Raw genomic sequence first — 17,773 nt, 5'->3', positions numbered from 1 at the left:
ACATTTTAAAAAGGAGAAATCATGAAAACATCCCTCAAACTTTACCTCACTGCCCTAGTAGCCAGCTTCTTGCTCCTACTTGGTGCATGTAGTACAAACTCAAGCACTAGTAAGACGGAGTCAAGTAGCTCTGCTCCAACAGAGGTAACCATTAAAAATTCACTAGGTGTAGTCACACTTTCAAAAGTCCCTGAAAAGATTGTGACCTTTGACCTCGGTACTGCGGATACTATTCGCGCTTTAGGTTTTGAAAAGAATATCGTCGGAATGCCTATAAAAACTGTTCCGACTTATCTTAAAGACCTAGCTGGAAAAGTTAAAAATGTTGGTTCTATGGTTGAGCCAGACCTAGAAGCCCTTGCTGCTCTTGAACCAGACCTAATTATCGCTTCACCACGTACCCAAAAATTCGTAGATAAGTTCAACGAAATCGCTCCGACTGTTCTCTTCCAAGCAGGCAAAGATGACTACTGGACTTCTACCAAGGCTAATATCGAATCCCTAGCAAGCGCCTTCGGTGAAACTGGTACACAGAAAGCCAAGGAAGAATTGGCCAAGCTAGACAAGAACATCCAAGAAGTCGCTACTAAAAATGAAAGCTCTGACAAAAAAGCCCTTGCCATCCTCCTCAATGAAGGAAAAATGGCAGCCTTTGGTGCCCAATCTCGTTTCTCTTTCTTGTACCAAACCTTGAAATTCAAGCCAACTGATACTCAATTTGAAGACTCACGCCACGGACAGGAAGTCAGCTTTGAAAGTGTCAAAGAAATCAATCCTGACATCCTCTTTGTTATCAACCGTACCCTTGCCATCGGTGGTGACAACTCTAGCAACGATGGTGTCCTAGAAAATGCCCTCATCGCTGAAACTCCTGCTGCTAAAAATGGCAAGATCATCCAACTAACACCAGACCTCTGGTATCTAAGCGGAGGCGGTCTAGAATCAACAAAACTCATGATTGAAGACGCACAAAAATCCTTGAAATAAGCTACTTTAAACTCAATTTAATACTCAATGAAAAGCAAAGAGCAAACTAGGAAACTAACTGCAATCTCAAAACACTGTTTTGAGGTTGCAGATGGAAGTTGACGCGGTTTGAAGAGATTTTCGAAGAGTATAAAATTTTGACATTCTAAAACGCATCCTATCAAGCTCACTCAAACCTGATAGGATGCGGTTTTATTATTTTATTAAAATCTTTTACCTAACCTCATTCCCCTTCTTGATTTCGTTTGAGGGAAAAATGGTCTGGAACAGGGTCCTTACCTGTTTTCGACCAGGGATGGCAACGTAAAATCCGAGCCAAGCCCATCAAAACACCCTTGAAGCCATGTTTTTCAATAGCCTCAATCATGTAGTTGGAACAAGTCGGCTCAAAGCGACAAGAGGGTGGAAAGGCTGGTGAGATAAAACGTTGGTAAAAGCGCACAGGCGCTATTAAAATTCGTTTCATTATTTCTTGGTTACAGCCATGGTATGTAGTTGGCTGATTTCTTTTTTATTAAGGCGACGAGATTCTCCCGGACGAAGTCCTGTCAAGTCTAGATGTCCGAAACGAGTCCGTGATAACTTATCTACTTGGAGACCGACAGCTTCAAACATCTTTTTAACCTGGTGGTTACGCCCTTCATGGATAGTCAACTGCACCACAGAGCGGTTTTTGACTGGATCCACTTTGAGAATCTCATAGACAGCCGGCTTGGTTTTCTTTCCATCAATCTCAAGTCCACGGGTCAAGGGGCGCAGATTATCCTTATTGGCCACACCTTTAACACGCGCGACATAAACCTTGTCAATCTCATTACGAGGGTGAATCATCTCATCCGTAAAATCCCCATCATTGGTCAAAATCAAGACTCCTGATGTATCCCAGTCCAAACGACCTACAGGGTAGATGCGCTCTTTGACATTGGGCAAGAGGTCGACAACCGTCTTGCGACCCTTGTCATCTGTCACACTGGAAATGACACCGCGTGGTTTGTTAAGTAGATAATAGACCTTTTCTTCGTTGTAGATAGGTTGACCTTCAACTTCGACCTTGTCGCCTGACTTGATGGTCGTTGCTAGTTCACGTACCACCTGGCCGTTAACCGTCACCAAACCTTGCTTAATCAGCTCTTCTGCTTTTCTCCTACTGGCCACACCTGCGTGGGCAATATACTTATTGATTCTCATCTTCTTCTATCCTTTCACCAAATAATTGGCTTTCTTGGGCTTGAATCTCAAGCTCATCAATCACTGGTAATTCTTCTAAATGGTTTATCCCCATGTAATCTAGGAAATAATCTGTAGTCACATAGAGGTTGGGACGACCCAAGACTTCTTTTTTCCCGTCTTCCTTAATCAAGTCAAAGGCCTGCAACTTTGCCAAGGCCCCACTCGAGTTAACCCCACGGATGGCATCAATTTCGATCCGCGTAATCGGCTGCTTGTAGGCAATGATGGACAAGGTCTCAAGGGCAGCCCGAGATAAACTCTGGTTGATAGGCGCCTTGGAATATTCCTTCAAAATCTCTGCAAATTGAGGCTTGGTCACCAATCTGTAAGCCCCACCTGTCTCAATCAGAGCCAAGCTGGAATCTGGGTCCTTTTCATACTTCTGGGCTAATTTTTCTAAACTCTGTTGGATGCCTGTCGGTGGCAGAGAGAGGAGTTCAGCTAACTGGCGGACTCTAATCCCATCTTCACCCGCTACAAACAAGAGCGCTTCTATTTTTGCTAAAGTACTCATCTTTCCTCTCTATCAAGTCTAGCTTTGGGTCACTTGACTTTCTTCCTTCTTTTCCATGAGATAAATATCTCCGAAACTCTCCTCTTGCACGAGGATCAACTCCTGGGTTTTGATTAACTCTAGGGTTGCCAAAAAGAGGGTAATGACCTCTTGCACATTCTGGGCTTCCTTAAACAAATCCTGCAAGCGCAATTGATCTCGTCCAGTCAAGGACTCTTTCACGATAACCATCATGTCCTCAATCTTATACTCATCCCGCAAGATAGTCGTGTGATTCTGTGCAAACTCCTCTTTTTTCTTGGCTAGGATATTTGAAAAAGCCAAAAAGAGGTCAATGGTCGTCTTGTCATGCACAAGCTCCGCATCTTCGTAAATCAACTCTGTCGGCGCTTTGGAATAGTGCTGGGCCCGTTCTTGGTGCTTGGCTTCCAAGTGCTCACCCAAGAGCTTGAACTTGCGGTATTCTTCGATTTGAGAGAGAAGATCCTGCTCTAGGTCATTCTCCAAGTCTGTCACTTCTGCTACCTTTGGCAAGAGCTTGCGGCTCTTGATCAGCATGAGCTGACTGGCCATAACCATGTACTCACCCGTCACTTCCAGACGCATGGCCTGCAGGGTTGAGACATAAGCTAGATACTGTTCGATGACTTCTGTAATAGGCACATCGTAGATATCCATCTGGTACTTAGAAACCAGGTGCAAGAGCAAGTCCAGGGGCCCTTCAAAATCTTTTAATTTAATATCCATTATCTATATTTTTCTAAGGTGAGGACTGTTTTTAATCCTAATTTTTTTGCAATTTCGTACAAATCGACCTTGTTTTCAATTTGTCGTAGAATGAACTGTTCCCGCAAGGCTTGGGCTGATAAGGCTGGAAAACCTTTCTCCTTGACAAAAGCTTCTAACTGACGAAAGGCCCACTGACGAGAATAGGCTTTCCCTGCCCTTTCAAAGAGGTAGGTCTGGGCCATCAAGGGTTCCAATTCTGACAGTAAGGTCGTAGGAATGGTGACAATCCTCTGTTGGGAAGCCTTCTTGATTCGCAACACCTGAAAATCCAGATTGATATCCTCAACCTTGAGAGCCAAAATCTCACTCGGCAAGAGCCCCATTTCTAGGATAAGAAGAGCCAGTAAACGGCCCTCTGGATAGGCACTTTCCTGCCAAAAAGAGTCTAGATCTAAAATTTCTGGCTTTTCTGTCTTCTTTTCAGCTTGTTTAGCTAATTCCAAGCGGTAAAAACTATCCACTTCTCCTTTTTGATAGAGAAAGTAGAGAAATTGGTTACAGGCCGAAATCTTTCGCTTCTGGACGCTGATTTTTAGATTGACTAGCTGGGCTTGGTAAATCTTGAGACTGGTCTCAGAAATCCGCTCACCTACCAAATCTAAAAACTGTTCTAAATCATACTTATATGACTGCTTAGAATTGGCAGATAAGCCCTGCTTTTCCTCTAAAAAGGCTGAAATCCTGTCTCTCATTTGCATCGAATCTCATATTCCTTACTAAAGTCATGCAAGAGGGCATTCACTGCCTTGAGGATAGACTTGCGCGTGATAATCCCTTGGAAAATACCAGACGCATCCACAACCGGCAAGAAGGACTCATCTACCAACTTGTGCAAGACCTCCGTAATGGTAAAATCAGGCGAAACAACCGTTACGTCCGTTCTCGTCATATGAACGATATCCGTATCTGCCATGATTTCTTGACTCAAGTCATGCTCCATCTGATAAGCCATAATATCTCTGAGCCCAATCGTCCCAACAAACTGTTTTTCATCTGTCACAACAGGAACACGGGTATAGGTCATCTGACTGAGCAAGAGGGTCGCGTGATCTGCATTGTGGGTATCAATCAAAACGGCTAGATTTTTAGCAGGAGTCAAAAAAGTTTCTTCTTGCCCCAACAAGAAAGTCTCAAACTCCTTGGCAATCATCGGCTAAACTCCTTGGACAAGCCCGGATACACCTCATGATCTCGTGTCAAAAAGTCGACTTTGAAATAACTGTCATCAATTTCCACACGAGCATAGAGACATTCTCTGATGGTCCCACGTGGTTGACTGATAGAACCTGGATTTAGAAAGAGGGTCTTTCCTTCCATCCAAGCATTTGGCACATGCAAGTGACCATAGAGACAGATATCGGCCTCTTCTTCCTGAGCCCAGTAGTCCAACTTTTGAAAGTTGAAATTGATGTCAAACAAGTGACCATGGGTTTGGATAATCTTGGTCGAACCAAGCTCGGTCACCAAACGTTCTGGGTAGCCGGCGTAAAAGTCCATGTTCCCTTTAACAACACGGATGCCTTCCCAAAGGGGAGAATCAGGACGTAGTTCAGAATCGCCGTTATGAAAAACGGCGTCAACTTTGCCCACATAGCGATCACGGATTTCTTCCACAATCAAGCTATCGCCATGAGAATCGCTCATTACAATGATGGTTTGCTTTGCCATGATGGAAATACCTCCAAAAGTTTCTTAACGGCTAAGGCGCGGTGAGATTGGCTATTTTTTTCTTCAAGGGTTAATTCAGCTGATGACTTACCTGTCTCTCCTACAAGGAAGAGAGGATCATAGCCAAATCCATTTTCACCCTTAGGTTCAAAGTTAATGTAGCCAGGCCAGTCTGCTTCAACAACCAAACTTTCCTTGTTTGGACTGGCTACGACTAGGGTTGTATGGAATTGAGCCGAGCGGTCCTTGAGTTCAAAGACCATGGCCAATTCGTGCAAGAGCTTGGCATTGTTTTCACGGTCAGTTGCTCCCACACCTGCGAAACGAGCTGACCAGACGCCTGGCAAGCCGCCAAGGACATCGACTTTAAGTCCAGAATCATCTGCCAGAACCATCTTGCCCGTTAATTGAGAAATAGTTTCTGCCTTGAGACGGGCATTTTCTTCGAAGGTCATGCCTGTTTCTGCTACTTCAGGCAAGTCAGGATAGTCATTGAGATTTTCCACATCGTAGCCTAGCTTGTCAAATATAGCTCGGAATTCCTTGGTCTTGCCTTCGTTACGAGTCGCAATCAATAAGGTTTCTCTCACCTTACTTGTCTCAAAGAAATCATGAACATTGACCCCTTCTTTAGGCAATTCTACATGCAGGAGTTGCCCATTTTCAACCAAGAGCAGAGCCCCCTGACGTTGGATGACTTCCACATTTCGTCCCATTTCTTGGTTAAGGATATCTACCACAAAAGACAATAAACGATAGAGAGAACCATAGCGTAAAACAGTAACAGAAACAGGAAAACCTCGATCCTCATCTCGAAATCTTTGAGCAAACTCCAATAGAGGAAAATCCAAGTCATCATCCGTCAACGTCCGGACGCCACCAAAAATACCATAGGACCCGACATACCAGTCCTGTTCATCCTTATATTCATAAATTTTATTTGTCATAATTCTACATGCTCCACATGAATCTCTTTTTCCAGCCATTCTTCACCAATTTGTGCAAAACTTTGGCTGCTGGCTGTTGTGTAAAAACGGTGATGAAGTGTTCCAGCATCGCGACCACGATTGATTTCAAAATAATTGAGTAAGACTGAAATGTCCCGTACACACTCTGCCCCACTATCGATGAGCTGAACTTTTGGTCCCATGACATTTTGAATAATAGGCCTGAGGAGTGGATAATGGGTACAGCCCAAAATCAGGCTATCCACCTTTCCAACCAAGGGACGTAGGGTTTCATAAACTACTTTCTTAGTGACACTGGTTGACAGAGCCCCAGACTCCACCAAAGGAGCAAACTTGGGACAGGCCAAACTCTCCACCTGTAAGTCCGGATCCAAATCATGGATTTTCTGACGGTAGATGTCTGATTGTACCGTCATGGGTGTTCCAATCACTCCGATTTTCCCACCTTGGCTGGACTTGATGGCTGCTGAAGCTCCTGGCAAAATCACACCCAAGACCGGAATATCTAGTTGAGCCTTGATTTCTTCCCAGACGACCGCAGTCGCAGTATTACAAGCAATGACAATCATCTTGACATCCTTGGTCAAGAGAAAGTTGACCAACTGCCAAGTATATTCACGAATTTGCTCAGCAGGACGGGGACCATAGGGCGCCCGTGCCGAATCTCCAATATAGACGATTTCTTCATGGGGAAGCTGGCGCATGAGCTCGCGCACAACGGTCAAGCCCCCGACACCCGAATCCAAAAAACCAATTGGTCGATTATCCATACAGTCTTCTTTCTAGTCTTTTTTCTGATTGATAGTTCATTATGATTACTTGTCTTTATGAACTGAAGAACAACTTCATCAACAACTATCTCTCTTAATCATAATCAAATATCAATAGAATGCAAGGAAAAAGTCTCATCCCTAAACCCTTAGCCAACATAGTGAGAAGTCTGGAACTTTCATCCCAGACTTTTCCTTATTTATTTTTTCTTTTTATTGTTAGCAAGGGCCGCCTTTTGTTGGCGGATGATTTGGTGGTAAACTTGTTGTACCTTAGCTTCGCTTGGTTTTTGACCATTTGCACTCAAAAGAGTACGAACTGCTTCAGCATTCAAACGTGGGTTGTCAGCGAATTCTTTTTCAATTTGCTTACGAACCAAGTACATTCCTCCAAGAGCTCCTCCTAGAAAAGCTAGCACAATCAATACAATTGCTAAAAGTAAATCCATCATTTTTCTCCTGTTTCTTTTTGAGTCTCTTTCATTATACCACAAACTAGCCACCCTGACTAGTTTGTTTTACGCTTTCAGGGATGGAATAAACAGCAAAAAGAACCCTGCTTTTCTGCAAAAGAGGGCTCCTTACTGAGTTTATACTCAATGAAAATCAAAGAGTAAACTAGGACGCTAGCCGCAGGTTGCTCAAAACACTGTTTTGAGGTTGCAGATAGAGCTGACACGGTTTGAAGAGATTTTCGAAGAGTATTAATTTCATATTTCTGCCTATCCATTTATACTAATAAAAGACTGAGACACCAGATCTCAGCCTTTTTCTTTATCCCAAAACCAATTCATCACTGACCAGACTTTGACCACTATTTTTCTGGAAGAGATGCATGAGATTTTCAACCGTCAGATGCTTTTTCTCCTCTCCCTTGACATCCACCACTATCTTACCCTGATAGAGCATAATGATACGATTGCCGTACTCAATCGCATGGTTCATATCGTGGGTAATCATCAAAGTCGTCAACTGATGGTGTTCCACAATCTTTTGCGTCAAGTCCATCACCATTTGACTCGTTTTCGGATCAAGCGCCGCAGTGTGTTCATCCAAAAGCAAAAGTTTAGGTTTCACCAGAGCTGCCATGACTAGGGTCAAGGCCTGTCTTTGTCCTCCTGAAAGGTATTGGGTATCCACTTTCAAGCGATTTTCAAGGCCAATATTCAACTCTTTCAAGGCCTCTTGGAACTGGATTCTCTCCTTCTCCTTCACGCCCCAACCAAGCCCTCTCTTCTGCCCGCGTCTCAAGGCAATAGCCATATTCTCCTCAATCGTCAAACGAGAAGCTGTTCCCATCTTAGGATCTTGAAAAACACGGGCGATATCCTTGGCTCTCTTTCTTACACTCAGATTTTTAATGGATTTGCCTGCCAATAAAAGGTCCCCTTCATCCACAGATAAATTACCAGCCAAGATATTCATCAAAGTGGATTTCCCTGCTCCATTTCCACCAATTACAGAGATAAAATCTCCCTCTTCAACCTCTAAATCTAATCCTTTGAGGACATGGTTCTCATTGACCGTCCCTGCTTCAAATGTTTTGTGAATATTTTCAAGTGTTAACAAACTTGCCATAACTTTCTCCTCCTATTCATTTCTCAATTTCAGACCACGAATCTTTAATCTCTTTTGCAATTCTGGCGCAAATAAAACCAAGGCAAGCAAGATTGCATTAAAGAGACGAACTAGGTTTTGATCTAGATTTGGAATTTCATAGATATTTAAAATAATCAAACGGTAAACAATAGCACCGATTCCGATGGATAACAAGCGACCTCCAATGGTCAAGTCGTGTATCAATACTTCTGCAATAATGACTGCACTCAAGCCAACAACGATGGTTCCTGTCCCAGAAGTCACATCTGAAAATCCATCATTTTGAGCGAACAAGGAACCACACAGGGCAATCAAACCATTTGAAATCATATAACCAACAATCTTCATGGTGTCTACATTGACCCCATTAGCCTCACTCATAGGAATATTGTCCCCAGTCGAACGCAAAACCAAGCCAATCTCCGTTTTCATCAAAAGAGTCAAGACCAAACAAACAAGTAAGAGACAAACCAAGCTGAGCGTGAAAACAGCTTCTTCAGTTGTCATCCCCAAGCTCGCTAATTGTTTAAAGACAGTTGAAGAATCTCCCAAGGAAAGATTAGGCACACTTCCCATGATTTTAATATTGATTGAATAAAGCCCTGTCAAGGTCACAATCCCTGTCAAGAGAGCTGGAATTTTCATCTTGGTATGGAGCATTCCTGATACAAGACCTGCTACCATACCTGCCAGCAAAGCAAGTAAGGTCGCAATCCAAGGATTTATCCCTGCCTGTATCTGAGATACGACGACAGCCGCCCCAAGTGGAAAGGCACCTTCAGCAGTCATATCCGCAATATCCAAAATACGGAAAGTCAAGTAAACCCCAATCGCCATAATCGACCACAATAAACCTTCTGATAAACTAGATAATACAAAATTCATCTTAAACCTCCTTATTCCTTGCCTTCTAACTTACTAATATCAATTCCCAATGCATCTGCCATTTCTTGATTTGTATGTAATTCCAGTTTTTCAGGCAACTCAACTGCTATATTTTCTGGCTTCTCACCTTTTAAGACACGAACCAGCATTCTTGCTGTCTGACGTCCCAATTCTTCATAATTGGTTCCGTAGTTATACAAGCCACCAACCGCAACCATTTCTGTTGAACCACCGAATACTGGAACCTTGTGTTTAATAGAAACCTGCTTGACTGTTTCCATGGTTGATGAAATGATATTATCCGTTGGTACAAAAACCATATCCACCTCTGCCATCAAGCTTTCTGCAGCCGCCTTGACGTTGTTACTGTCCAAGATTGTTTTTTCAACAACGGTAAAGCCTTTTTCTTCCAGAAGACGCTTAGCTTCATCCTTTTGGACAACTGAGTTTGGCTCACTCTGAGTATAAAGAATTCCAATTGTTTTAGCTTTTGGCAACACTTTCTTTATCAAATTGATTTGGGTTGAAATGGCATCTGATGACTGATCGCTTGTCCCAGTTACATTGCCCCCAGGATGCTCTCTTGACTCAACCAACTTGGCACTGACAGGATCTGTTACCGCTGAAAAGATAACAGGTGTCGTTTGTGTTGTATTGGCCAAGCTCTGAGCAGAAGGCGTTGCGATAGCTAGAACGACATCACTAGATTCTGCTAGTTGCTGGGAAATCGTTTTTAGATTTCGTTGTTCTCCCTGTGCATTTTGCAAATCAATCTCGATATTTTTCCCCTCAACATAGCCTTGCTTGGCTAGCTCATCCACAAACCCTTCTCTAGTAGCGTCTAAGGACTGGTGGGTAATAAATTGTGAAATACCGATACGAAATACATCTTTTTTCTTATCTGCCTTCAACTGATGCAAACTGATCAGAGAGGTCAAGAGAATACCCACTACCAAGAGGGGTGCTAGTAATTTTCGAACAACTTTCATAATGAAACTCCTTCTCAGAAAAGATAAAACAAAAAACCGCCTAGATACTATCTAAACGGATGCTTGAAATAATCTAACAAGTTACAACTTAGCTAGTCCATTTAGATATTCATCTATATGGACCACAATCAAAAATCTTAGCCACATAGATACAAACAAATTGCTTGAACTGTTTGCATCCATGGTGACATGTCTACAAACACTATCTAAAGTAGCTAAAGTAAAAGTTTTGATTCATCGTTACAGCTTGTTTCTTATTCATTTCTTTTTCTGCTTTCTTTTTTGATGTTTCTTATCTTACCACCTTTTTCATCACCTGTCAAGAATATTTCAGAATTTTTTAAAATTTTTCGAAAATTCTTTCAGGGAGCTTTCAAAGTTTTTCAAATCAGTCCAACAAAAAAAGGTTTATAATTTCCATAAAAATTGACATGGAAATTATAAAACCATTATTAGTTTAGTCCTTGTTGGTAACGTGCCAATTCGGCTTGGTTAGCCCAAACATAGTGACCTGGACGGATTTCAACCATAGACGGCTTATCAGTCTCATAGTCGTGTTGACTTGGGTCATAAACCTTCAAGACCTTCTTACGTTCCAAGATTGGATCTGGAATTGGTACCGCTGAAAGCAAGGCTTGAGTATATGGATGAATTGGATTGTTAAACAATTCTTCTGTTTCGGCAACCTCTACAATAACACCCTTATAAATAACTGCGATACGATCTGAAATAAAGCGAACGACAGACAAGTCATGGGCGATGAAGAGATAGGTCAAACCAAGTTCTTTTTGGAATTTTTTGAGCAAGTTCAAGACTTGAGCACGCACAGAAACGTCCAAGGCTGAAATTGGCTCATCCGCAATAACAAAGTCTGGTTGCATCACCAAGGCACGGGCAATACCGATACGTTGACGTTGACCACCTGAGAACTCATGAGGGTAACGAGTCAAGTGCTCAGCAAGAAGACCTACTTCACGGATAATATTTTGAACTTTCTCTTTACGTTCTTCTTCATCCTTGAACAGATGATGATTGTAAAGACCTTCAGAAATAATATAATCAACAGTAGCACGTTCATTCAAACTTGCTGCAGGGTCTTGGAAAATCATCTGGATTCGACGAATCAATTCCGCAGCTTGTTCACGCGATTTCTTACCATTAATCTTTTGACCATCAAAAATGATATCACCATTACTTGTATCATTTAGACCAATGATGGCACGACCAATAGTTGTTTTCCCACTACCTGACTCACCTACAAGCGAGAAAGTTTCTCCCTTGTTGATAAAGAAGTTAGCATTTTTAACCGCGACAAACTTCTTACTTCCTTCACCGAAGGAAATTTCTAAATCTTTGATTTCTACTAATTTTTCAGACATTTCCTTCCTCCTAGTCAGCCAGATGGGCAAATCCCATTTTTTCACGGATCTTATCATGGAGATTTGCAATCACAGCTGGTTTTTCTACTTTTGGAGCATCCTCATGAAGTAGCCAAGTTTTAGCCCAATGTGTCTCTGATACTGAGAATTGAGGAGCTTTTTGTTCAAAGTCAATCTGCATTGCATAGTCAGAACGCAAGGCAAAGGCATCCCCTTTCAGGTCAGTATAAAGTGACGGAGGTGTTCCTGGGATTGAGTAAAGATCCCCTTTATCATCAGCAAGCTGAGGCAAGCTAGACAAGAGACTCCATGTATATGGATGGCGAGGGTCATAGAAGACTTCCTCAACAGTTCCATACTCAACGATTTCTCCTGCATACATAACCGCTACCTTATCCGCAATACTTGCTACCACACCAAGGTCGTGGGTGATAAAGATTGTTGTGAAATGGTACTCGTTTTGTAAAGATTTTAGCAAATCAATAATCTGTGCTTGGATAGTCACATCCAAGGCAGTCGTTGGCTCATCACAGATCAAGACATCAGGTCGGCAGGCAAGGGCAATCGCAATAACGATACGTTGACGCATTCCTCCAGAATATTGGAATGGGTATTCATCAAAACGTCTATCTGCGTCTGGAATCCCAACCTTATTCATGTAGTCAATCGCCAATTCTTTCGCTTCTTTAGCTGTTTTTCCTTGGTGTTTTACAATAACTTCTGTAATCTGACTACCAATTGTTTTAATTGGGTCCAAACTAGTCATTGGATCTTGGAAGATAGTCGCAATCTTAGCGCCACGAATTTGTTCCCAATCCTTGTGAGAAGATAAAGCTGTCAAATCTTGACCACGGTAGTCAATACTACCTTGGGCAATGCGACCGTTTTCTTCAAGCATACCTGTGAATGTCTTTGTCAAAACAGATTTCCCTGATCCTGACTCACCTACCAAGGCTAATACTTCTCCTTCAACTAGTTCAAGGGAAACGCCGCGAATGGCTGTCAATACTTTGTCACGAACGTCAAATTCCACGACAATATCGCGAGCAGTCAAAATTACATTTTTTTCTTTTGTCATTTCTACTCCTATCTATGTGTACGTGGATCACTAGCATCCGCTAAGTTTTGACCAACTACGAAAAGGGACAAGGATACCAAGACAAGGGTTGTCAATGGAATCCAGAACAAGTAAGCATTAGTTGTTACATTTTGTGAATAATCCGAAATCAAACGACCCAAACTTGGCACTGTAATCGGTAATCCAAGACCGAAGAATGACAAGAAGGCTTCGTATGAGATAAAGCTTGGAAGCATTTGGGTCATCGTTGTCACAATAACAGATACCAATTGTGGCATGATGTTTTTGGCAACAATCTTCAAGGTTGGAGTTCCCAAAGTACGTGATGCCAAGTTGTATTCTAAATCACGGTAACGCAAGATTTGCACACGAATCATGAAGGCAATCCCAATCCATGTTGTCACACTCATAGCAAAAATCAGATTCCAGAATCCAGCTCCGATTGAGTAAGTCAAGACAATGACAATCAAAAGAGATGGGATGTTTGAGATGACGTTATAAACTTCCATCATCACGCGGTCAACTGATTTTGAAATTCCCCAAATACCACCGACAAAAACACCGATAACCAAGTTAATTACTGTCGCAATCACAGAAATGAGGATAGAGTTACGAGCTCCGAACCAGACACCGTCAAAAAGAGATTTACCGTTACTGTCTGTACCGAACCAATGCTCAGCATTTGGCTTGATATAACGAGCACTAAAGTCGTTTACCTTGCTGACATCATTGAAATCAAACTTAGAAAACATCGGGTAGATGAAACTCATCAAAATGATAGCTACCAAGATTCCCAACATGACTACAGTTGATTTCTTCTTCATAAATTGTCTAAACACTGAACCCCAGTATGAATAAGCTGGCGCATCAATAGCTTCAGAGGCAAAATCGTCACGTTTTACAAACTGAAATTTTTCTTTATCGATTGTAGACATTATTTGCCTCCTTTCTCAGTCAATTTAATACGTGGGTCAATAATAGTCATCCAAATATCTCCCAAAAGAAGTGAGAAGATAGAAATACATGTAAAGATGAAGACAAGACCAACGACCATAGAGTTATTAGATGCTTTTACAGAGTCAATCAACATTTTACCCATACCTGGGAAGGCGAAGACTGTTTCAGTAAGGGTTGCACCACCAATAACCCCGATAACGGCACCAGGAATTCCTGAAACCAGCGGAACCATGGCATTTTTAAAGATGTGTTTGTTTGAAATTTCTTTTTCAGACAAACCTTTGGCACGAGCAAAACGAACAAAGTCCTGTGATTGCAAGTCAATCATGTAACGACGAATCCAAATAGCTGTACCAGGAGCACCCAACAAACCAAGAATCACTGCTGGTAAAACATACGAACGCCAATCTCCAGCACCCAAAATAGGGAATGAATCTGGAAGACCAATTGATGATCCAATCAAACGAACAATGTAAACCAAGGCAATGGTTGGAAGGGCCATCAAGAAGGTCAAAAACCCTGTTGAGAAGCTATCAATCCAAGTATTCTTGAAGCGAGCCATAGCTGAACCAAGTGGCACGGCAATCGCATAAGAAATCACCAAACCAATCAATCCAACGACTGCAGAGCTAGCAATCATAGAAGGATATTGGTAGTTGCTTTCAGTTGCAGTATATGGGTCATCTTTCCCATAGTTAGCTACTTCACGAGAATCAGCCTGACTAGGCGATTTGTAGGTTCTTGAGTAAATATTTACAGAAGAAGTTTTCTTACCTGTTGGGAACTGAACTTGAGATGTTTTTGTTTGCCCTTGTCCTTGAGTAATGACCTGTAAAACAGGGCTATTAGCATAGGTTGGATAAGAGTCACCTAAATTAATGTTCACAAAGTTTTGATGCACAAACGGGAACTGACTGTTGAAGTACAAGAGATATTTGTGTTTTGTTCCTGAACCGACCAAGGACCATCCGATCGCTGGATCGTTTTCAAAACGAAGGTAACGTTTCAAGTCTGGATTTTCAGGGTCTTGAATTTTATTTGTATGATCAATGTCAATCAAGTTAGCATAGAAGTGAAAAACACGTTCAAAAATCGGGATTTCACGCGTAGCGTAGAATTGGCCACTTTCAGTAAATTCTCCCAGGGTCCAACCATGACCGATTTGTTTGATGTATTTTTCATAGATAGCCTTGTTGGTATCATTGGCTTCAACTGTTACAGAAGCATCCATCTGGCTAGCTTTTTCTTGCAACTCTTTGGTATCGTAGTACTCGATATAGCCCATACGCTCATAAACGGTATTCTCATAGTTATCACGTTTATCAGCAGTTGTAGCAATCTTGTTATAGTTGGTATCCTGTTTGAAAATCAATTTTCGAGGAACCATTGTATAGATAATCGTGTAAGTCAAGGTTGTTACTAAGAAGATAGAAACCAAGGACCGCAAAACACGCATAAAAATATATTTTTTCATATCATTTCCTTTAAAAATCCCAAAAGAACCTTCTCCTCATGGAGAGAAAGTTCTATTGAAAATTATTTACTTCACATGACTTGCCAATTCTTTTTGAGCTTTTTCGTTTGACTCAGTCTTTTCTTTCAACCATTTTTCACGAGCTTTTTCATACTCTTCTTTGGTGATTGCTTTTTCACCAACTTCAGTGTACTTCAAGTATCCTGAATTTTCACCTTTAAGGCCGGCTACAGAATATGAAGAGCTAAATGGTAGAACTTTTGAAACATATGAAACGGCTGTTTCTTTAGGAGAAGCCATTACTGGAATTGTCAAAGCATTGTCAGTCAACCAAGCTTGTGCCACCGCGTATTTTTCATAACGTTTTTGAACATCTTGGTTTTCGCTGTTTGCGTCATCAAGTAATTTTCCATAGTCAGCTAAACCAAGTTTGCTTACTACTGATGCATCTGTGTTTTGGTCAATACCAAGGTAAAGGCGAGTGCTTCCTCCCTTAAGGACGAATTGATCCAAGAAAGTAGAAGGATCTTGATAGTCCGGGTTCCATCCTAGCAAGGTATGGATATCCCAGTCTTGCTCTTTAGCTGTTGGAGCGCTAAATGAAATTGGTAAAGCTTCTGCTTGAGTCATTTGTTGTAAGTCTACAACAACATTATCTGAACCCAATACTTTTTCAATTGATTGTTTCAATGATTGAACACGGTTTACAACCGCTGTTGATTCTTGGATAACCAGGGCATCCAAGTGGATTGGGAATTCAACACCTTCAGCTTGTAGACTTGATTTGGCTTTAGCAAAGACTTCTTTCGCTTTTTCTTCATTGTAAAGTCCATTTTGAGAATCTGCTAGAGACACGTTTGACCAAGTAGAAGAATTTGTCTTAGCCAAGCTATCTTGTACCAATTCACCAAATGTTTTCTTACCAACTTGAAGATTATAAGGTGCAAACGTATTACGGATGGCTACTGCGGCTCCATCAGTACCATTTGTTTGAGCTGAGTAAGAATTGCGATCGACAGCAAAGTTCAAGGCTTGACGGAATTCCTTGTTTAGCAATGCTTTCTGAGTAGATGTCTTTTGAGCATCACTTGTTTTGGCAGTGTGGTTATAGGTTGTACGGCCATAATTCAAGCTGACAGTTGCAACACCCGCACCTGGTTCATTAAAGTAAATGTTATCTTTAAAGTCAGCTGCATATTTTTCATATGTAGAACTTGTAGGGAAGATACGAGCCTTGCTATATTGACCATCAGCAAAACCTTTGGCAATCACATCTTGGTCCTTACCATCCCAGAAAGTGAACTTAACGTTCTCAATTTTTACATTTTCTTTGTCCCAGTAAGCATCATTTTTAGCCATCTCGATAGATGATTTTGGAGTTACAGATTTTAAGACAAATGGACCGTTATAAAGAATAGAGTTAGCATCGGTTGGGGCACCAAAACCTTCCCCTTTTGAAGTTAAGAATTCTTCATTAACCGGCATCAAAACACCACTAGTGGTCTTGTCATTCCAGAAAGTTTCTGGCTGGTTCAAGGTATATTCTAGTGTTTGATCATCAAGTGCTTTTACTCCAACGGTTGAAAAATCGCTTGTTTCACCCTTGATATAGGCTTCTAATCCCTTAATAGAAGAGCTAACGATTGAAAGTCCTTTTGATTTTCCATCTACGGCATGTTTCAAACCAGTAACGAAGTCTTTAGCAGTTACAGGAGCGTATTCTTCTCCCTCTGCTGTCACCCATTTAGCATCCTTACGGATTTTATAGGTATAAGTCAAACCATCTTTTGAAACTGTCCATGATTCAGCAATAGAAGGAACCAAGTTACCATATTTATCATTAGCCAACAAACCATCTACAGCATTTGTTGTGACGAATGATGTTGAATCGATATTGCTGACGATATAATCCAAAGTTTCTGGATCTGTTTGATAAACATATTGGTAATCTTTTGCTAGTTTAGCATTATTCGAACTAGTGTTTGAACACGCAGCTAGAACTCCTGACGCTAATAAGGTAGCTCCCGCTACAGCAAGCACTTGACTTTTTTTCATTTATTTACTCCTCTTATAAATAAAGTATAGGTTATCATCAATTATATCATAGATTTCAAGAAAAGTAAACGAATTTTCAGAATATTTAGGCTTATTGACACAAAAAATCTGAAAAAGCTATTGACTGAAAATCATTTTCAAGGTATAATAATAAAAGTTAAGGCGGTATAGCCAAGTGGTAAGGCACGGCTCTGCAAAAGCTTGATCGTCGGTTCAAATCCGTCTACCGCCTTCTATAACTTGTTTTATCAGGTTTCATTTAAACAAAAAGCCCCCGTTGTAGGGCTTTTTTGATTTTCTTCGGATAAATAAGCATAACTTTAAAAAACCTTTGGGGCGGATTTGGGGCAGACTTCTTTTTGGGAGACAATCTTTTGATACTCAATGAAAATCAAAGAGCAAACTAGGAAACTAGCCGCAGGCTGTACTTG

General features: G+C 41.4%; 19 protein-coding genes and 1 tRNA gene. 2 read left to right on the top strand and 18 right to left on the bottom strand.

The genetic code is table 11. From position 1 onward, the window contains the following. Nucleotides 1-21 precede the first annotated feature (21 nt). Nucleotides 22-987, top strand: coding sequence for a siderophore ABC transporter substrate-binding protein (locus tag ADG81_RS02400; protein WP_049550795.1), 966 nt, complete (start codon nucleotides 22-24; stop codon nucleotides 985-987). A 223-nt stretch (nucleotides 988-1,210) separates the two neighbouring features. On the opposite strand, the gene yidD is transcribed toward ADG81_RS02400, so the two are convergent. The 18 genes from yidD to ADG81_RS02310 all read right to left on the bottom strand — a co-directional run bounded on the left by yidD (nucleotide 1,211) and on the right by ADG81_RS02310 (nucleotide 17,342). Further along, entirely contained in the window at nucleotides 1,211-1,453 is a 243-nt protein-coding gene (gene yidD, locus ADG81_RS02395; protein ID WP_024057384.1) for a membrane protein insertion efficiency factor YidD, read from the bottom strand. Then, nucleotides 1,453-2,175: a pseudouridine synthase gene (locus tag ADG81_RS02390; protein WP_001222228.1), complete on the bottom strand. Its 723-nt coding sequence runs from the start codon at nucleotides 2,173-2,175 to the stop codon at nucleotides 1,453-1,455. Before ADG81_RS02390 ends, yidD begins: the two co-directional genes overlap by 1 nt. Continuing rightward, nucleotides 2,162-2,731, bottom strand: coding sequence for an SMC-Scp complex subunit ScpB (gene scpB, locus ADG81_RS02385; protein WP_000105302.1), 570 nt, complete (start codon nucleotides 2,729-2,731; stop codon nucleotides 2,162-2,164). Before scpB ends, ADG81_RS02390 begins: the two co-directional genes overlap by 14 nt. A gap of 18 nt (nucleotides 2,732-2,749) precedes the next feature. Beyond that, nucleotides 2,750-3,478 carry a segregation/condensation protein A gene (locus tag ADG81_RS02380; protein ID WP_049550794.1) on the bottom strand — a complete coding sequence of 243 codons (729 nt, stop codon included), beginning with the start codon at nucleotides 3,476-3,478 and terminating at the stop codon, nucleotides 2,750-2,752. Beyond that, nucleotides 3,478-4,212, bottom strand: coding sequence for a site-specific tyrosine recombinase XerD (xerD, locus tag ADG81_RS02375; RefSeq protein WP_342666345.1), 735 nt, complete (start codon nucleotides 4,210-4,212; stop codon nucleotides 3,478-3,480). Before xerD ends, ADG81_RS02380 begins: the two co-directional genes overlap by 1 nt. Beyond that, the gene (gene cbpB, locus ADG81_RS02370; RefSeq protein WP_049550792.1) at nucleotides 4,209-4,670 is read right to left on the bottom strand and encodes a cyclic-di-AMP-binding protein CbpB; all 462 of its coding nucleotides are present in this window, start codon (nucleotides 4,668-4,670) and stop codon (nucleotides 4,209-4,211) included. The genes xerD and cbpB overlap by 4 nt, the downstream gene beginning before the upstream one ends. Continuing rightward, nucleotides 4,667-5,188, bottom strand: coding sequence for a metallophosphoesterase (locus tag ADG81_RS02365; protein ID WP_020902175.1), 522 nt, complete (start codon nucleotides 5,186-5,188; stop codon nucleotides 4,667-4,669). The genes cbpB and ADG81_RS02365 overlap by 4 nt, the downstream gene beginning before the upstream one ends. Then, nucleotides 5,164-6,135 carry a nucleoside-triphosphate diphosphatase gene (locus tag ADG81_RS02360; protein ID WP_000182446.1) on the bottom strand — a complete coding sequence of 324 codons (972 nt, stop codon included), beginning with the start codon at nucleotides 6,133-6,135 and terminating at the stop codon, nucleotides 5,164-5,166. The genes ADG81_RS02365 and ADG81_RS02360 overlap by 25 nt, the downstream gene beginning before the upstream one ends. Continuing rightward, on the bottom strand, nucleotides 6,132-6,926 hold the full coding sequence (gene racE / locus ADG81_RS02355; protein WP_004255911.1) for a glutamate racemase: 795 nt from the start codon (nucleotides 6,924-6,926) through the stop codon (nucleotides 6,132-6,134). The genes ADG81_RS02360 and racE overlap by 4 nt, the downstream gene beginning before the upstream one ends. 200 nt (nucleotides 6,927-7,126) lie before the next feature. Further along, the gene (locus ADG81_RS02350; RefSeq protein ID WP_000364990.1) at nucleotides 7,127-7,375 is read right to left on the bottom strand and encodes a YneF family protein; all 249 of its coding nucleotides are present in this window, start codon (nucleotides 7,373-7,375) and stop codon (nucleotides 7,127-7,129) included. A gap of 325 nt (nucleotides 7,376-7,700) precedes the next feature. Next, on the bottom strand, nucleotides 7,701-8,504 hold the full coding sequence (locus tag ADG81_RS02345) for an ABC transporter ATP-binding protein (protein WP_024057379.1): 804 nt from the start codon (nucleotides 8,502-8,504) through the stop codon (nucleotides 7,701-7,703). A gap of 12 nt (nucleotides 8,505-8,516) precedes the next feature. Further along, the gene (locus ADG81_RS02340; protein ID WP_023947094.1) at nucleotides 8,517-9,410 is read right to left on the bottom strand and encodes an ABC transporter permease; all 894 of its coding nucleotides are present in this window, start codon (nucleotides 9,408-9,410) and stop codon (nucleotides 8,517-8,519) included. A gap of 11 nt (nucleotides 9,411-9,421) precedes the next feature. Continuing rightward, nucleotides 9,422-10,399 (bottom strand): ABC transporter substrate-binding protein, encoded by a 978-nt coding sequence (locus ADG81_RS02335; RefSeq protein WP_000869840.1) that lies wholly within the window; start codon nucleotides 10,397-10,399, stop codon nucleotides 9,422-9,424. Nucleotides 10,400-10,851: 452 nt separating this feature from the next. Then, a complete protein-coding gene (locus ADG81_RS02330; protein WP_033684751.1) occupies nucleotides 10,852-11,778 on the bottom strand; it encodes an ATP-binding cassette domain-containing protein in 927 nt (308 codons plus the stop codon). A 10-nt stretch (nucleotides 11,779-11,788) separates the two neighbouring features. Beyond that, nucleotides 11,789-12,856 (bottom strand): ABC transporter ATP-binding protein, encoded by a 1,068-nt coding sequence (locus tag ADG81_RS02325; RefSeq protein WP_000159550.1) that lies wholly within the window; start codon nucleotides 12,854-12,856, stop codon nucleotides 11,789-11,791. Nucleotides 12,857-12,864: 8 nt separating this feature from the next. After that, nucleotides 12,865-13,791 carry an oligopeptide ABC transporter permease OppC gene (gene oppC, locus ADG81_RS02320; protein ID WP_000103691.1) on the bottom strand — a complete coding sequence of 309 codons (927 nt, stop codon included), beginning with the start codon at nucleotides 13,789-13,791 and terminating at the stop codon, nucleotides 12,865-12,867. After that, the gene (locus tag ADG81_RS02315) at nucleotides 13,791-15,287 is read right to left on the bottom strand and encodes an ABC transporter permease (RefSeq protein ID WP_000759915.1); all 1,497 of its coding nucleotides are present in this window, start codon (nucleotides 15,285-15,287) and stop codon (nucleotides 13,791-13,793) included. The genes oppC and ADG81_RS02315 overlap by 1 nt, the downstream gene beginning before the upstream one ends. Before the next feature lie 66 nt (nucleotides 15,288-15,353). Continuing rightward, nucleotides 15,354-17,342 (bottom strand): peptide ABC transporter substrate-binding protein, encoded by a 1,989-nt coding sequence (locus ADG81_RS02310; RefSeq protein ID WP_000749582.1) that lies wholly within the window; start codon nucleotides 17,340-17,342, stop codon nucleotides 15,354-15,356. A gap of 161 nt (nucleotides 17,343-17,503) precedes the next feature. Between ADG81_RS02310 and ADG81_RS02305 the strand changes: the two genes are divergently transcribed. Continuing rightward, nucleotides 17,504-17,574: transfer RNA gene (locus tag ADG81_RS02305), tRNA-Cys, on the top strand. Nucleotides 17,575-17,773: the final 199 nt, after the last annotated feature.

It is taken from the genome of Streptococcus pseudopneumoniae (assembly GCF_001070815.1).
Classification (GTDB): domain Bacteria; phylum Bacillota; class Bacilli; order Lactobacillales; family Streptococcaceae; genus Streptococcus; species Streptococcus pseudopneumoniae_P.
This window is presented reverse-complemented; position numbering and strand designations above follow the sequence as displayed.

What these genes read in the sequence shown, in the direction of transcription:
- ADG81_RS02400 (WP_049550795.1), top strand. Translation starts at nt 22, where the DNA reads ATGAAAACATCCCTCAAACTTTACCTCACTGCCCTAGTAGCCAGCTTC.
- yidD (WP_024057384.1), bottom strand. Translation starts at nt 1,453, where the DNA reads ATGAAACGAATTTTAATAGCGCCTGTGCGCTTTTACCAACGTTTTATC.
- ADG81_RS02390 (WP_001222228.1), bottom strand. Translation starts at nt 2,175, where the DNA reads ATGAGAATCAATAAGTATATTGCCCACGCAGGTGTGGCCAGTAGGAGA.
- scpB (WP_000105302.1), bottom strand. Translation starts at nt 2,731, where the DNA reads ATGAGTACTTTAGCAAAAATAGAAGCGCTCTTGTTTGTAGCGGGTGAA.
- ADG81_RS02380 (WP_049550794.1), bottom strand. Translation starts at nt 3,478, where the DNA reads ATGGATATTAAATTAAAAGATTTTGAAGGGCCCCTGGACTTGCTCTTG.
- xerD (WP_342666345.1), bottom strand. Translation starts at nt 4,212, where the DNA reads ATGAGAGACAGGATTTCAGCCTTTTTAGAGGAAAAGCAGGGCTTATCT.
- cbpB (WP_049550792.1), bottom strand. Translation starts at nt 4,670, where the DNA reads ATGATTGCCAAGGAGTTTGAGACTTTCTTGTTGGGGCAAGAAGAAACT.
- ADG81_RS02365 (WP_020902175.1), bottom strand. Translation starts at nt 5,188, where the DNA reads ATGGCAAAGCAAACCATCATTGTAATGAGCGATTCTCATGGCGATAGC.
- ADG81_RS02360 (WP_000182446.1), bottom strand. Translation starts at nt 6,135, where the DNA reads ATGACAAATAAAATTTATGAATATAAGGATGAACAGGACTGGTATGTC.
- racE (WP_004255911.1), bottom strand. Translation starts at nt 6,926, where the DNA reads ATGGATAATCGACCAATTGGTTTTTTGGATTCGGGTGTCGGGGGCTTG.
- ADG81_RS02350 (WP_000364990.1), bottom strand. Translation starts at nt 7,375, where the DNA reads ATGGATTTACTTTTAGCAATTGTATTGATTGTGCTAGCTTTTCTAGGA.
- ADG81_RS02345 (WP_024057379.1), bottom strand. Translation starts at nt 8,504, where the DNA reads ATGGCAAGTTTGTTAACACTTGAAAATATTCACAAAACATTTGAAGCA.
- ADG81_RS02340 (WP_023947094.1), bottom strand. Translation starts at nt 9,410, where the DNA reads ATGAATTTTGTATTATCTAGTTTATCAGAAGGTTTATTGTGGTCGATT.
- ADG81_RS02335 (WP_000869840.1), bottom strand. Translation starts at nt 10,399, where the DNA reads ATGAAAGTTGTTCGAAAATTACTAGCACCCCTCTTGGTAGTGGGTATT.
- ADG81_RS02330 (WP_033684751.1), bottom strand. Translation starts at nt 11,778, where the DNA reads ATGTCTGAAAAATTAGTAGAAATCAAAGATTTAGAAATTTCCTTCGGT.
- ADG81_RS02325 (WP_000159550.1), bottom strand. Translation starts at nt 12,856, where the DNA reads ATGACAAAAGAAAAAAATGTAATTTTGACTGCTCGCGATATTGTCGTG.
- oppC (WP_000103691.1), bottom strand. Translation starts at nt 13,791, where the DNA reads ATGTCTACAATCGATAAAGAAAAATTTCAGTTTGTAAAACGTGACGAT.
- ADG81_RS02315 (WP_000759915.1), bottom strand. Translation starts at nt 15,287, where the DNA reads ATGAAAAAATATATTTTTATGCGTGTTTTGCGGTCCTTGGTTTCTATC.
- ADG81_RS02310 (WP_000749582.1), bottom strand. Translation starts at nt 17,342, where the DNA reads ATGAAAAAAAGTCAAGTGCTTGCTGTAGCGGGAGCTACCTTATTAGCG.